This window comes from Rhizobium sp. NZLR8 (genome assembly GCF_019685025.1).
In the GTDB taxonomy this organism is placed as follows: Bacteria; Pseudomonadota; Alphaproteobacteria; order Rhizobiales; family Rhizobiaceae; genus Rhizobium.
In genome coordinates this window covers 24,481-37,850 of record NZ_JABDVY010000026.1, presented here as the reverse complement: position 1 = coordinate 37,850, position 13,370 = coordinate 24,481, and the positions used below count along the sequence as shown (strand labels likewise).

Below are 13,370 nucleotides of genomic sequence, written 5' to 3'. Positions count from 1 at the left end.
TGTGGCAGATGCCGGTCGCCTTGACCTCGACCAGCACTTCGCCGGCCTTCGGGCCGTCCAGCTGCACGGTCATCACTTCCAGCGGTTTTCCGGCCTGAACGGCAACGGCGGCGCGAACGTCCATCTTCACAATCTCCCTGGTAATTTATTGGGGCGACCTTGGCACGGTCGGCGAGCCGCGCTCAAGCGAAAACCGGCCGCCGGCCTTTTCCTCTCAGGCGAATTCCATGATCACGGCATCGACGGCCAGGCTTTCGCCGGCGGCGGCATTGATCTTCGAAATGACGAGATCGCGGTCGGCGCGCAGCACGTTTTCCATCTTCATCGCCTCGACGATCGCAAGCGTCTCCCCGGCCTTGACCTCCTGGCCCTCGGCAACCGCGATGGCGACGACGAGGCCGGGCATCGGGCAGAGCAGGAGTTTGGAGGTATCGGGCGGCAGCTTCACCGGCATCAGCTTGTCGAGTTCGGCATGACGCGGCGAAAAGACTTTGGCCGTCACCGAAAGCCCCTGCCAGTCGATGCGCAACCCGTTGAGGAGCGGGCGGATCTGCGCGGTGATATCGCGGCCGCCGACCTTGCCGCTCCAGACGGGATCGCCCGGTCTCCAATCGGTGACAACGCTGATGCTCTCGCCGTCGATCGCCCCCTCGACCGCCATGTCCATATCGAAAGGGATGGTGACGAGGCCATCGAGCAATCTTGCAGCGACGTAGTTGTCACCGATCTTGACCACCCAGTGCTCGCGCAGCGCGCCCGATGCGGCGCGCAGGCGATCGGCGAAATGCTCGCGCCGGTTCGTCTCGATCAGGCCGGCGGAAAGGGCTATGGCGGCAAGCGTGGCCTCTTCCTTGCGGTCCGGTTTCATCGGCGCGAAACCGTCGGGATATTCCTCGGCGATAAAGCCGGTAGACAGCCGGCCCTCGCGCCAGCGCGGATGTTTCATCAGCGCCGCCAGGAAGGGGACATTGTGCTCGATGCCATCGACGACGAAACCGTCGAGCGCCCGGCCCATGGCCTCGATCGCTTCGACCCGCGTCGGTGCCCAGGTGCAGAGCTTGGCGATCATCGGATCGTAATACATCGAGATCTCGGCGCCTTCGAAGACACCGGTATCGTTGCGGACGACGACATTGCCGGTCCGGCCTTCGGCCGGTGGGCGGTAGCGCGTCAGGCGGCCGATCGACGGCAGGAAGTTGCGGTAGGGGTCTTCGGCATAGAGCCGGCTTTCGATCGCCCAGCCGTCGAGCCTGATGTCTTCCTGGGTGAGGGGAAGTGGCTCCCCCGCTGCGACACGGATCATCTGTTCGACGAGATCGATGCCGGTGACGAGTTCGGTCACGGGATGTTCGACTTGCAGACGGGTGTTCATTTCGAGGAAATAGAAATTGCGGTCGCGGTCGACGATGAATTCGACGGTGCCGGCGCTCTGGTAATCGACCGCTCTCGCCAGCGCCACCGATTGTTCGCCCATCGCCTTGCGGGTTTTTTCGTCGAGGAAGGGCGAGGGCGCCTCTTCTGCTACTTTCTGGTTCCGCCGCTGGATCGAGCATTCGCGCTCGCCGAGATAGACGACGTTGCCATGCGCATCGGCCAGCACCTGGATCTCGATATGGCGCGGCTCGACGATGTATTTCTCGATGAAGACGCGGTTGTCGCCGAAGGAGCTCTTCGCCTCCGAGCGGGCGCGCTCGAAGCCGTCGCGCACCTCGCCATCATTCCAGGCAATGCGCATGCCCTTGCCGCCGCCGCCGGCCGATGCCTTGATCATGACGGGATAACCGATCCCGCCTGATATCACTTCCGCTTGGGCGGCATCCTCGATAACGCTGAGATGGCCGGGCACGGTGGACACGCCGGCGGCATTGGCGAATTTCTTCGATTCGATCTTGTCGCCCATCGCCATGATGGCCTTCGGCTTCGGGCCGATGAAGACGATGCCCTGCTTTTCCAGCTCAGCGCAGAAGGAGGCGCGCTCAGACAGGAAGCCGTAGCCCGGATGCACCGCCTCGGCGCCGGTTGCCTTGCAGGCGGCGACGATCTTTTCAGCAACCAGGTAGCTCTCGGAGGCTGCGGCCGGGCCGATATGAACGGCCTCGTCGGCCATCTCGACATGCAGAGCGTCCCGATCCGCATCCGAATAGACCGCAACGGTCAAAATACCCATGCGGCGCGCGGTCTTGATCACGCGGCAGGCGATTTCGCCGCGATTCGCGATCAGGATTTTCTTGAACATCGAGACTCCACCCAGAAATGCGTTCCGGAGTTTTACGCATAAAACACCGGAACGCACAATCAGGCTTGAGCAGCGTCAGGCGACAGCTGCCTGCGAGACGGGTTCCTCATCGACGATACGCAGCCAGCGGCTGCGCCGCGGTTCGGCATAGTCGCGCAACTGGACGGCGGCCATGATGCCGGCCCAGTGCGGATGATTGGCGCCGGGCAGCGTCGCTTGCTCGATCTGCTGGAGCACGCCGTATTCGACCGACGAGACGGGAATGACACCACCTTCGGCGACGCTTCTGAAGATGCGCATGGCAAAATCGACGTCCTGGCGGGTAATGCCCCGGCGATCGACGGCACGCGACAGCTTGTAGCCACCGATATTGTCGGTGATCGCCACACGGAGCTGGTCGAGGGCGAGCGCTCTCAATTCACCCGGGACAACGGTCGAAATCTCCATGACGTGGAGAATGAGCTCGAGTTCCAGCGCCGAGTTGACGACACCGGCGGTCGTGAACATGCGCATGATCCAGGCGACGTTGATTTCATCAAGCGAGCCTTGCGGATAGGTGTAATGGACGATGAAACCGGCGAACTGCTCGACGAAGAAAGCGTTCCAGGCAGCGCATTTCTCAGGGCAGGAATTGTTGAGCGCCAACATCGCCACGACATCGTCGGATGTCCGGATACCCTCCGGAAAAGCATGTTTGCGCAATAGCATTATATCTTCGGCCGTCAGCCGATGCTTGCCGGCCACCACACAGGCCGGAAAAGCGAGACGAAATTCGCTCATGTTTTAGCTCCAGGCTTCATCATGAAGCCGGAGACAGTTTTAGCGCCTGCGAATTGACGATCCCTCAAGAAGAGGAGTTAACCCGACATTCCCGGGGTGAGGAAGATTTTAACGATTGCGCCTGCAGCCGCTCGCGCCAGATGATGAAGAGACCTGATGCGACGATGATGAAGATGCCGATCCATTTGGAAAAGCTGGGGAAATCATTAAACAGCGCGTACCCGAGAACGGTCGCCGAGATGATCTCGAAGTATTGGAACGGTGCAAGCAGCGACAGTGGTGCGAGGCGGAAAGCCCGGACGATGAGCATATGCGCATATCCCGAAATCGAGCCGAGGACGAGAAGCAGGACAAGACCGAGACCTGAGGCGGGCAGAGAGACGGCAAAATCGGCATTGCCGGAACTGCTTCCGACGAGAAGGGCCGCCGCCATGAAGACCGTTCCGCCGATGCCGGCCATCGTCTGCATGGTCAGCGGCGAATCGGCGTCACCGATGGCGCGGTTGAGGAACAGATAGAGCGAGAACAGAAAAGCGCAGGCGACCGGCAGCAGCGCCTTCAGGCCGAAAATCTCGTAACTCGGCTGAATGACGATCATCGCGCCGCCGAAACCGACGACGATTGCCATCCAGCGCCGCCAGCCGACCTTCTCCCCGAGGAACAGCGCCGACATGGCCGTCAGCATGAAGGGTTCGACGAAATAAATGGCGAAAACGTCGGCAAGCGGCATGTATTTGACGGCGACGAAGAAAAGCAGGCTCGCGCCACCGTGCAGCACGCCGCGCAGCAGGTTCATCCATGGCCGTTTTGCCGAAAGCGCCTTCAGCCCGAAAAGGGCAAAGAGAATCGGCAGGGTGCAGGCGATCTGGAAAAAGAATCGGTAGAAGGTCACCTGGCCCGGCGACATCGCCTCGAAGGTCGCCATGTATTTGGCGATCGCATCCATGATCGGCAGGATCAGCATGGCGCCGGACATGATCGCCATGCCCGGCAGGGAATTTTGATGGGCTGGATGCTCTGTCATGGTGGCCGGTTCTTGGCAGGGATGACGCCATCAACCATGAGAAGGCCGATCGATCAAGCAGAGCAACCGCAAATAGCTTCGAGGTGAAATCCAAATCGTCGCTTAGAAAGCGATTCCCAGAAGGGAAATGGTGCGGTCGAGAAGACTCGAACTTCCACGGGTTGCCCCACAGCGACCTCAACGCTGCGCGTCTACCAATTCCGCCACGACCGCATCGTGGTAGGTGCCGATTTGCGTCGGCGGGGCAGCATGTAGCAAAAGCATTTGGGGTGCACAAGGGCGATATGACAGTTTTTTTCAAAAGCGGTCACAGCATTTGAATTGCCCCCGAAACGGGTCCATATAGCTGTCCTGCCGCCCCCTTTTTCAGGCATTTCGGGGACAGCGGCAAGGAATGGCCATGCTTCGCACCGATCTCGAATTCTCCATGCTCCCGAATCTCGGCACCCGCCCGGTGCGTTGGCGCATCGCCGATGGCCTCGTTCCCTATGCGGAGGCTGTGGAGACAATGGAGCGCGAGGTGGCGGCGATATCAGATGGCGGCGACGAACTCGTCTGGCTCGTCGAACATCCGCCGCTCTATACCGCCGGCACCAGCGCCAATGCCAGGGATCTCGTCCAGCCAGACCGTTTTCCGGTTTTTGCGACGGGGCGAGGCGGTGAATATACCTATCATGGGCCTGGCCAGCGCGTCGCCTATGTGATGCTCGACCTGAAGCGCAGACGCCAGGACGTGCGCGCCTTCGTCACCGCGCTTGAAGATGTCGTCATCCGCACGCTCGACATGATGAATGTGCGCGGCGAGCGACGTGAAGATCGCGTCGGCGTCTGGGTGCGCCGGCCGCAAAAGCCATTGCTTCCCGATGGGACAATGGCAGAGGACAAGATCGCCGCCCTCGGCATAAGGCTGCGGAAATGGGTGACTTTCCACGGACTGTCGCTCAACGTCGATCCCGATCTCGATCATTTCGGCGGCATCGTGCCCTGCGGGATTTCAGCCTATGGCGTCACCAGCCTCGTCGATCTTGGCTTGCTGGTGATGATGGCTGATGTCGATATCCGGCTGCGCACCGCCTTCGAGGCGGTTTTCGGCGAAACGACGAGCGAAAACTGACCTTTCTCGACGGCAATTTGGTGCCTTTCACCGCCGCTAGATTCTGCAGTGAGGATCGGCAAGGTAAGAACGTCCGCAACGAAAGCTTTAACTTATTATTAGCGCTGCCGCATGTATATGACACCATAATCTCGTGATGCGGAAGTCTTTGCAAATAATGAAAAAACAGGCAGTGGCAAGCTGGTCATTCTTCGACGTGTATTTCGTTCTCGACATTCTCGAGAAAGTCCTCATCGGCTATTTCTTCGCTGCGATCGTCATGCGAATGCTGCCGCAGATGCAGGACAACAGGGCGATTATTGACGGCCTGCTGCTGGTCTCCGAGGCGGCCGCCACCTTCCTTATCCTGACGCGCCGGCCGACGAGAAATGCGTCGCTGCGCCTGTTTGACTGGATGGTCACCGCCATCGGCACGCTCTTCCCGCTGCTCGCCTCACCCTCCGCGACAGAGCCGCTTGCGCCGCTCGCACTCTGCGGCACGGTGTTGGCACTCGGTTTCGTGCTGCAGATATCGGCAAAGCTGTCATTGCGGCGAAGCTTCGGCCTGCTGCCGGCCAATCGCGGTATTAAGATTGGCGGACCCTACAAGTTTGTCCGTCATCCGATGTATGCGGGTTATCTGATGGCACATATCGGATTCTTCATGGCTCATCCGAGCCTTTGGAATTTTGCCATCTATGCAACGGCGCTTGCCGCACAATGTTTCCGCCTCTTGGCGGAGGAGCGTCTGCTCCAGCAGGATCCTGCTTATACGGCCTTCATGGCCACGACCCGCTATCGGCTGGTTCCATTCGTGTTCTAAGACGACAGAGAGCGAAATGAAAAAGAGAAGGGCCGGATTCCGGCCCTTTCTTTTGTTTGGATCAATGCGTCGCGCGGCATGCGTCGGTGCGAGAGGCGCCGCTGTCGGCACCCTTGGTGTGGGAGCCGCTCGGGCCAATCATGCTGTGGCATGGGGGCAGGGCGTTGATGCTCGCCGTTGCGGTCTTGTCGACGGCAGGGGCCGCCATCGCGCTCGGGGCGAAGCCGTCGCTATCATTGGTATAATCGCTGGAATAGGCCGCGGCCTTGCGGTTGGTGTAGTGAACGGGGGCCGGCTTCGACATCGGGCTCTGTGAAAAACCGTCGCTATCGTTGGTATAGTCGTCGGAATATGTCGGCTGGGCGAAGGCAGCGCCTGCAAGGCTGACGGCGAACAGTGACGCGGCAAGGGCAAATTTGATGCGCATGGGTCTATCTCCTCAATCTGCTGTTGAATTTCACAACATAACTAACCCTCGGCAGCTGCGAGTTCGCGCCCCAATTCAGGCAATTTTGTGATAAATTGACGGCGTGGCCGCGACCTTTTGTCCAAATGAAATCACAGTGTTGTCAATGAAATTGACGTTCTTGTTACACAAGCCGCCTAAGCAAAAGGTCTAAATTGCGATGCAATCTGAAATTGTTAACTTTTGGTAATGTTGGCCGACTGAAATTTTGACAGGGGCGGCCGGGAGGCATCGATGCCTCCCGCATGACTTCCGTATCTTGGTGCGCGATTAGTCCTCGTTCGGGATATGCGCGTCGACACCGGTCAGCTGCAATTTGTTGCGGACATGGTGGACACCGTCGACCGAAAGCGCACCGAGCTCGACCTTACGGGCGATGCCGATCGTTTCCACCGAACCTTCCAGGGTGACGACGTGTCCGTCGGCATGAACCTCAATGCTATTGATGTCGACCTCGGGAATATTTTCGAGATTGTCGTTCACCCGTGCTTCGAGGTCGTCGCTTTCATCGCGGTCGATGGTATCGGCGCGGAGCGAATCCTTCAAGCGGTTCTCGTTGCCGTCTGCATCCGTGCCGTCGATCCGGAAGCCTTTGTTGGGATCGCTGTCGAAATTTGCCGCGGTCTCGCCATAGGGGCGGTTGGCCGGGTCGGCGCCGGTGGCGTCGGCATAGGGCCAGCCGTCGTCGAGATTGCGTTCCTCGAGGTCGCGATAATCTTCCTCCCGGGAAAGCTCAGGCTTCTCCCGGGAAAACTGGGTCTTGTCACCGATCCTTGCCATTGCAGTCGCTCCTTTTTCGCTGAGGGGGTTTCTCTGCGGGGGGGGTCTCTGCGGGAAACGCCGGCAGTGGCGAATGGTTCGGTGCAGGTGGCGATTTGTCAGGCTTCATTGTCAGGCTTGATTGTCAGATTGGTGCCTTCTCCCATTTTTTCACGAGACGGTCGCGTTTCAGCCGCGAGAGGCGCTGCAGCCAGAAAATGCCGTCGAGCTGGTCGACCTCGTGCTGGATGCAGATGGCGTGGAAATCTTCGGCTGCTTCCTCGTGCACGATGCCCTCGGCATTCTGGTAACGGAAGCGGATCGCGCGCGGGCGTGTGACCTCTTCAGTGGCGCCGGGCATGGAGACGCTGCCTTCTGCATGGCGCATCGTCTCCTTCGAGAACCAGGTGATCTCCGGGTTGATGTAGAGCCGCACGCCGTCCGTCTTGTCGAGCTCCAGCACAGTAACACGGCTGAAGACGCCGATATGGGCGGCGGTGATGCCGACGCCGGGCGCCGCCCGCATCGTCGCCACCAAGTCGTCGACAAGCGCGGCGAGCGACGAATCGAAGGCTGTCACCGGCGCGCAGACGGTCTTCAGACCAGGATGCTGATAGCGCAGAATCGGACGGAGGGGCATGGGGCAGGCTTTCTTTACTTGGATGGGGCTTGGCCGGGGTTTGGACAGGTGGCGAAACTATCGCCGGCCGTGGGCATTGTCATCAAGAGGCAGGTTTGCGGCTTTACGGCAGGGATGCTTTGGGCTAGCAGAAGCCATGAATCCCACCGCGGAAGCCGCGCGCGGGACTGGCTTATCTGATTGTTGACAATGTGTTTTCGGCCGACATTTGCGAATGTGGCGCTGTAGTCGTTGAAATTCGAACCAGATGCGAGGGCGGCAGATGACGACGACCGATGGGGAAGACCGCATCCGCAGGCGTCCCGAGGACGAGGAAGCCGATATCTACGACGAGGACGGCAATGTCCGCAGCGATTTCCTGGCGCTGGTCGGCGCCGCGATCGCCGACCGCGACACGTTGTTCCTGCGCCAGAATGTTGCCCGCCTGCATGAATCTGAGATAGGCGACCTGCTGGAAGCGATCCAGCCGGATCAGCGCCTGGCGCTGGTGCGCCTGCTTGGCGACGATTTCGACATGACGGCGTTGACCGAGGTCGACGAGGCGATCCGCCGCGAGATCGTCGACCAGATGCCGAACGAGCAGATCGCCGCCGCGATCGGCGATCTCGATTCGGACGATGCCGTCTACATTCTCGAAGATCTCGACAAGGAAGACCGGGAAGAGATCCTCGCTCAGCTGCCGTTTACCGAGCGGGTCAGGCTGCGTCGGGCGCTCGACTATCCCGAAAGCTCGGCCGGGCGCCGCATGCAGACGGAATTCGTCGCTGTGCCGCCGTTCTGGACGGTCGGCCAGACGATCGACTACATGCGCGACGAAGAGGATCTTCCCTATTCCTTCTCGCAGATCTTCGTCATCGATCCGACCTTCAAGCTGCTCGGCGCCGTCGCTCTCGACCAGATCCTGCGTACCAAGCGGCAGACGAAGATCGAGCAGATCATGCGCGAGACCAACCATCCGGTTCCGGCCGAGACGGACCAGGAGGAGGCCGCCCAGCTGTTCGAACAGTATGACCTTCTGTCGGCCGCCGTCGTCGACGAGAACGGCCGGCTGGTCGGCGTGCTGACCATCGACGACGTCGTCGACGTCATCCACGAGGAGGCGGACGAGGACATCAAGCGCCTTGGCGGCGTCGGCGACGAAGAGCTGTCGGACAATGTGCTTTCGACGGCGCGTTCGCGTTTTCTGTGGCTCTTGATCAACCTCGGCACGGCAATGCTGTCGGCCAGCGTCATCGGCCTGTTCGACGCCTCGATCGAGAAGATGATCGCACTTGCGGTGCTGATGCCGATCGTCGCCTCGATGGGCGGCAATGCCGGCACGCAGACGATGACGGTGACGGTGCGCGCGCTCGCCACCCGCGATCTCGACATCTACAATGCCGGCCGCATCATCCGCAGGGAGGCCGGCGTCGGCATCCTCAACGGCATCGTCTTCGCGACGATCATGGGCATGATCGCCGGCACCTGGTTCCACGACTATCAGCTCGGCGGGGTGATCGCGGCGGCGATGATCATCAATCTGATGGCGGCGGCGCTTGCCGGTATTCTGCTGCCGTTGCTGCTCGATAAGGTGGGGGCCGACCCGGCGATCGCGTCGTCGGTCTTCGTGACGACGGTGACCGACTGTACCGGCTTCTTCGCCTTTCTCGGCATCGCCACTTGGTGGTTCGGCATCTGAACGGTCTGATGAAATTGACTATTACGTAAAAGTCAATATTATTGCCGGTTCATGACGGGGAACCCATGCTGGTGAACAAATATTATAGCATAACGGAGCTGACGCGCGAATTCGGGGTCTCGACGCGCACGCTTCGCTTCTACGAAGACGAGGGACTGATTCATCCGGAGCGGCGAGGGCGCACCCGTCTCTTTCGCCAGGCCGACCGACGGCTCATCGGCGAAATTCTGCGCGGCCGGCGCATCGGGTTCACCATCGCAGAGATCCGCGAGATCATCCAGGTCTACAAGGAGCCGCCGGGCGAGCTCGGTCAATTGAAGCTGCTGATGAAACGCGTCGACGAGAAGCGCGACGATCTGCGCCAGAAGCGCAAGGATATCGACGACACGCTGGTGGAACTCGACAATATCGAAGAGGCCTGCCTCGGTCGCCTCGCCGAGATCGGCGTCACCACCTGAGCGGAACGAGACTTATTCCGCTTCGGCGCTGCATTCGGCGGCGATGGTCTGCACCCGCTCGTCATTCTGTATATCGATCGCGCCCGCCTGCAGCGGCGTGAACAGGGCTTGAGCCTGCAATTTCTCCAGCGTGCATTGGCAAAAGCTGTGGCAGAGCGCTTCGCCCTGCTGCATGACGCAAGAGGCGTTGCATTGCTTTAGGTAAGTCGCGACCGGATCCGGCGCCTGCGGCGGGACGACGAGGGAAAGCCCGTAGGCGATGGCGATCAACACCGGCTGGTGAATGAGGTAGAAAGCAAGGCTGTGGCGGCCAAGCCTTGCCGGCCACCATGAACCGGTGCCGATGGCGGCAAGCCGATGCAGCAGTCTGGTTCTGATGCCGATCGAGGCAAAACTCAATCCAGCAAGAAAGGGCGTTGCCCAGGGAAACAGCGGCACATAGTCGTTGGACCGTTCCGGCATCACCGCAAGGCCGATCCAGGCGAGATATCTGGGATCGAAGAAGGATGAGCGAAGCAGGCCGGGTGTGCCGAAATTATCGGTAAGCCAGGCAGCAATGAGCGCCACCGTCGCGACGAGCGTGACGGCGAGCGGCAATCTGATAAAGACGATGCCGATCAGCGTCAGCACCGCGATGCAGTGCAAGATGCCGAAATAGATCCACTCGTTCGGCATCGCGATGCGCGTGGCGATCGAGATGACGGCGGCTCCCGCGGCAATCATGCCGAAACGCTTCCAGAAGGCGGGCCAGCGGACCTCGGGCTTGCTCGAGAGCACCAGGCTGATGCCGACGATGAAGATAAACGTCGTGGCGATCGCCCGGGCATAGATCTTCAGCCAGCCTGTCTCGGCCGTGCCCGGCGCGAGATAGCCCATGAACTCCATATCCCAGCTGAAATGATAGCTCGCCATGGCGATCAGCGCGAGACCGCGCGCCGTGTCCAATAGGCCGATGCGCGGCGGCTTTACCGCCGCATCGGCTTGCGTTGCCGGCAATGTCATTAAAGTCCCTCGGGCAAATCACGTCCGTCGCTCGACGGCATGTCGCGGCCAAACGCGGAAAGGTGGAAATTCGACGGCGGGCCGGCATCCATGATCGCCAACCGCGCCTGCGAAAAGAATTGCCGCCGTGTCAGAACGAAGATGACGATCGCCGTCGTCAGCATGAAGACATAAGGGTTGATGAACCAGCCGAGATAACCGATCGACAGGAAGATCGCCCTGAGGCCTTCGTTGAAATTGCTGCCGGCAATGACATTCATGCGGATGACGCGTTCGGCGGCCCGCTCGGCGGCGATGACGTCGCGTTCGGTATCGCGCAGCATCGGGATCGAGCCGAACAGAATGGTGCAGTAGTTGAACAACCGATAGGACCAGCCGAACTTGAAGAAGGCATAGCCGAACAGCACTGCCAGCCCGCCGACCTTCATCTCGAAGACGGCATGGCCGCCGTGCAAGACGAAGGGCAGGTCGGCGAAGACGGCGTCGACCTTCTCCGTCGCCCCGAGCAGCGCAAAGCAACTGCCCAATGCGAATATCGAGGTCGAAGCGAAGAAGGCGGTGCCGTTCTGCAGGCCTGCCATGATCTGCGTATCGATCATCTTCAGGTCGCGGCGCAGCGAGTTATAGATCCATTCTCGCCGCCGTTCGATCATCGCATGGGTGAGGCTGGTGCGTCCGAAGAAGGTGCGGCCATGCAGCAGCCAGGAATAGCCCATCCAGACACCGGCAAAGAAGGCCAGAGCGATATAGTCCGCCGTCGTCATCAGTGATTCAGTCTCCGCATGAAGTGCGGCCACCTTACATATGCATCGAAATGCTGCAATGACTGGTAAGGCGGGCCTCATCGTTTTAGTGTTCAGCCGCAATGTCGCACCGGCTCCATGCGATGTCGGTGTGCCGCATGGATTGAAAACCGGCATCGCTTAAGCTTGCATCCTCGTAATCAGAAGGCGCATCCATGTTTCTCTCGGTATTCGATGTCTTCAAGATCGGTGTCGGGCCGTCGAGCTCGCACACGATGGGTCCGATGTCGGCGGCCAACCGGTTTCTCGACCTGATCCTGTCTGACGAATGGCCGCGCCCATCCTCAGGCGCCCAGGTCGTCGCGATCAAGGTCAGCCTGCACGGCTCGCTTGCCCATACCGGCATCGGCCACGGCACCGGCAGGGCGGTCATTCTCGGCCTGATGGGCGAGGCGCCCGACAGCGTCGATCCCGACAAAATGGACGGCATCGTCGACACGGTGGAGCGCACCGGCCGCATCACGCCGGAGGGGCATCCCGCCTATCAGTTCCAGCCGAAGACCGACCTGATCTTCGACAAGAAACAGCCGCTGCCCGGTCATGCCAACGGCATGGTCTTTTCCGCCTATGACAGGGACGGCCGGCTGCTCGTCAAGCGTATCTATTATTCGGTTGGCGGCGGCTTCGTCGTCACCGACACCGAGCTGGAGCAGATGCGGGCGAAGAAGAACGCGGCCGGCGGCACGCGCGTGCCCTATCCCTTCGCCACCGCAAAACAGATGCTCGAGATGGCGGAGCGCTCAGGACTGTCGATCGCCCAGATGAAGCGGGCAAACGAGCAGAGCCAGCGCAGCCAGGAGGAGCTCGATCAGGGGCTCGACCGCATCTGGGAGGCGATGCGCTCCTGTATCGAGCGCGGCCTCAAGGTCGATGGCATCATGCCGGGCGGCCTCAACGTCAAGCGCCGCGCCCGCAGGATTCACGACAAGCTGGAAGAGGAGTGGCGCAGCAACCGCGTCAACCCGCTGCTCGCCAACGACTGGCTGAGCGTCTATGCGATGGCCGTCAACGAGGAGAATGCCGCCGGCGGGCGCGTCGTCACGGCGCCGACCAACGGTGCGGCCGGCGTCATCCCGGCGACGATCCGCTACTACGAGCATTTCCACGAGGACTGGGATCAAAACGGCATCCGCGATTACCTGCTGACGGCTGCGGCCATCGGCGGCATCATCAAGCACAATGCCTCGATCTCGGGCGCAGAGGTCGGTTGTCAGGGCGAAGTCGGCTCGGCAGCGGCAATGGCGGCCGCAGGCCTTGCCGCCGTCATGGGCGGCACGCCGGAGCAGATCGAGAACGCCGCCGAGATCGCCCTCGAACATCATCTTGGCATGACCTGCGATCCGGTTGCGGGCCTGGTGCAGGTTCCCTGCATCGAGCGCAACGCACTCGGGGCCGTCAAGGCGGTGACCGCAGCGTCACTCGCCGTCAAGGGCGACGGCCAGCACTTCGTGCCGCTCGATGCCTGTATCGAGACGATGCGCCAGACCGGCCACGACATGAGCGAGAAGTACAAGGAAACCTCGACCGGCGGCCTTGCCGTCAACGTGGTCGAGTGCTGAGTTTGTGGACGCGTGATGCTTCTTGCTTGACGCCCGCTGCCAAAAGGAT

General features: G+C 60.8%; 13 protein-coding genes, 1 tRNA gene and 1 pseudogene. 5 read left to right on the top strand and 10 right to left on the bottom strand.

Going from position 1 to position 13,370, the window contains the following annotated elements; genetic code table 11:
- The 5 genes and pseudogenes from HJB89_RS32580 to HJB89_RS32560 form a co-directional block, all read right to left on the bottom strand.
- Window positions 1-124 (bottom strand): annotated as a pseudogene (locus HJB89_RS32580) (S-(hydroxymethyl)glutathione dehydrogenase); the annotation flags it as partial.
- Between the two features lie 90 nt (window positions 125-214).
- On the bottom strand, window positions 215-2,236 hold the full coding sequence (locus HJB89_RS32575; protein WP_207580575.1) for an acetyl/propionyl/methylcrotonyl-CoA carboxylase subunit alpha: 2,022 nt from the start codon (window positions 2,234-2,236) through the stop codon (window positions 215-217).
- Window positions 2,237-2,311: 75 nt separating this feature from the next.
- A complete protein-coding gene (locus HJB89_RS32570) occupies window positions 2,312-3,016 on the bottom strand; it encodes a hypothetical protein (RefSeq protein WP_207580574.1) in 705 nt (234 codons plus the stop codon).
- 64 nt (window positions 3,017-3,080) lie between these two features.
- On the bottom strand, window positions 3,081-4,040 hold the full coding sequence (locus HJB89_RS32565) for a DMT family transporter (protein WP_207580573.1): 960 nt from the start codon (window positions 4,038-4,040) through the stop codon (window positions 3,081-3,083).
- Between the two features lie 128 nt (window positions 4,041-4,168).
- Window positions 4,169-4,253 (bottom strand) — tRNA-Leu (locus HJB89_RS32560).
- Between the two features lie 181 nt (window positions 4,254-4,434).
- Here HJB89_RS32560 and lipB point away from each other — a divergent pair.
- Both lipB and HJB89_RS32550 read left to right on the top strand, forming a co-directional pair.
- Window positions 4,435-5,154, top strand: a complete 720-nt coding sequence (lipB, locus tag HJB89_RS32555; protein ID WP_207580572.1) for a lipoyl(octanoyl) transferase LipB — start codon at window positions 4,435-4,437, stop codon at window positions 5,152-5,154.
- A 157-nt stretch (window positions 5,155-5,311) separates the two neighbouring features.
- A complete protein-coding gene (locus tag HJB89_RS32550) occupies window positions 5,312-5,956 on the top strand; it encodes an isoprenylcysteine carboxylmethyltransferase family protein (protein ID WP_207580571.1) in 645 nt (214 codons plus the stop codon).
- A 61-nt stretch (window positions 5,957-6,017) separates the two neighbouring features.
- Here HJB89_RS32550 and HJB89_RS32545 read toward each other — a convergent pair whose 3' ends face one another.
- From HJB89_RS32545 to HJB89_RS32535, 3 genes are all read right to left on the bottom strand, one after another.
- A complete protein-coding gene (locus HJB89_RS32545) occupies window positions 6,018-6,383 on the bottom strand; it encodes a hypothetical protein (protein ID WP_207580570.1) in 366 nt (121 codons plus the stop codon).
- 309 nt (window positions 6,384-6,692) lie between these two features.
- A complete protein-coding gene (locus tag HJB89_RS32540; RefSeq protein ID WP_207580569.1) occupies window positions 6,693-7,202 on the bottom strand; it encodes a BON domain-containing protein in 510 nt (169 codons plus the stop codon).
- 124 nt (window positions 7,203-7,326) lie between these two features.
- Window positions 7,327-7,821: a peptide deformylase gene (locus HJB89_RS32535; RefSeq protein WP_207580568.1), complete on the bottom strand. Its 495-nt coding sequence runs from the start codon at window positions 7,819-7,821 to the stop codon at window positions 7,327-7,329.
- Between the two features lie 262 nt (window positions 7,822-8,083).
- Between HJB89_RS32535 and mgtE the strand changes: the two genes are divergently transcribed.
- Window positions 8,084-9,499 (top strand): magnesium transporter, encoded by a 1,416-nt coding sequence (gene mgtE, locus HJB89_RS32530; RefSeq protein ID WP_207580567.1) that lies wholly within the window; start codon window positions 8,084-8,086, stop codon window positions 9,497-9,499.
- Between the two features lie 65 nt (window positions 9,500-9,564).
- The gene (locus HJB89_RS32525; protein ID WP_037073057.1) at window positions 9,565-9,957 is read left to right on the top strand and encodes a MerR family DNA-binding transcriptional regulator; all 393 of its coding nucleotides are present in this window, start codon (window positions 9,565-9,567) and stop codon (window positions 9,955-9,957) included.
- 12 nt (window positions 9,958-9,969) lie between these two features.
- Here HJB89_RS32525 and HJB89_RS32520 read toward each other — a convergent pair whose 3' ends face one another.
- Both HJB89_RS32520 and HJB89_RS32515 read right to left on the bottom strand, forming a co-directional pair.
- A complete protein-coding gene (locus HJB89_RS32520) occupies window positions 9,970-10,959 on the bottom strand; it encodes a heparan-alpha-glucosaminide N-acetyltransferase (protein ID WP_221151006.1) in 990 nt (329 codons plus the stop codon).
- Window positions 10,959-11,723: a DUF599 domain-containing protein gene (locus tag HJB89_RS32515; protein WP_221139674.1), complete on the bottom strand. Its 765-nt coding sequence runs from the start codon at window positions 11,721-11,723 to the stop codon at window positions 10,959-10,961. Before HJB89_RS32515 ends, HJB89_RS32520 begins: the two co-directional genes overlap by 1 nt.
- Window positions 11,724-11,917: 194 nt before the next feature.
- On the opposite strand from HJB89_RS32515, the gene HJB89_RS32510 reads away from it, so the two are divergent.
- A complete protein-coding gene (locus HJB89_RS32510; protein ID WP_221116019.1) occupies window positions 11,918-13,321 on the top strand; it encodes an L-serine ammonia-lyase in 1,404 nt (467 codons plus the stop codon).
- Window positions 13,322-13,370 lie beyond the last annotated feature (49 nt).

Excerpts from the sequence above, each read along its gene's own strand:
- HJB89_RS32575 (WP_207580575.1), bottom strand. The coding sequence starts at position 2,236 with ATGTTCAAGAAAATCCTGATCGCGAATCGCGGCGAAATCGCCTGCCGC.
- HJB89_RS32570 (WP_207580574.1), bottom strand. The coding sequence starts at position 3,016 with ATGAGCGAATTTCGTCTCGCTTTTCCGGCCTGTGTGGTGGCCGGCAAG.
- HJB89_RS32545 (WP_207580570.1), bottom strand. The coding sequence starts at position 6,383 with ATGCGCATCAAATTTGCCCTTGCCGCGTCACTGTTCGCCGTCAGCCTT.
- HJB89_RS32535 (WP_207580568.1), bottom strand. The coding sequence starts at position 7,821 with ATGCCCCTCCGTCCGATTCTGCGCTATCAGCATCCTGGTCTGAAGACC.
- lipB (WP_207580572.1), top strand. The coding sequence starts at position 4,435 with ATGGCCATGCTTCGCACCGATCTCGAATTCTCCATGCTCCCGAATCTC.
- HJB89_RS32565 (WP_207580573.1), bottom strand. The coding sequence starts at position 4,040 with ATGACAGAGCATCCAGCCCATCAAAATTCCCTGCCGGGCATGGCGATC.
- HJB89_RS32520 (WP_221151006.1), bottom strand. The coding sequence starts at position 10,959 with ATGACATTGCCGGCAACGCAAGCCGATGCGGCGGTAAAGCCGCCGCGC.
- HJB89_RS32550 (WP_207580571.1), top strand. The coding sequence starts at position 5,312 with ATGAAAAAACAGGCAGTGGCAAGCTGGTCATTCTTCGACGTGTATTTC.
- HJB89_RS32525 (WP_037073057.1), top strand. The coding sequence starts at position 9,565 with ATGCTGGTGAACAAATATTATAGCATAACGGAGCTGACGCGCGAATTC.
- HJB89_RS32515 (WP_221139674.1), bottom strand. The coding sequence starts at position 11,723 with ATGACGACGGCGGACTATATCGCTCTGGCCTTCTTTGCCGGTGTCTGG.
- mgtE (WP_207580567.1), top strand. The coding sequence starts at position 8,084 with ATGACGACGACCGATGGGGAAGACCGCATCCGCAGGCGTCCCGAGGAC.
- HJB89_RS32540 (WP_207580569.1), bottom strand. The coding sequence starts at position 7,202 with ATGGCAAGGATCGGTGACAAGACCCAGTTTTCCCGGGAGAAGCCTGAG.
- HJB89_RS32510 (WP_221116019.1), top strand. The coding sequence starts at position 11,918 with ATGTTTCTCTCGGTATTCGATGTCTTCAAGATCGGTGTCGGGCCGTCG.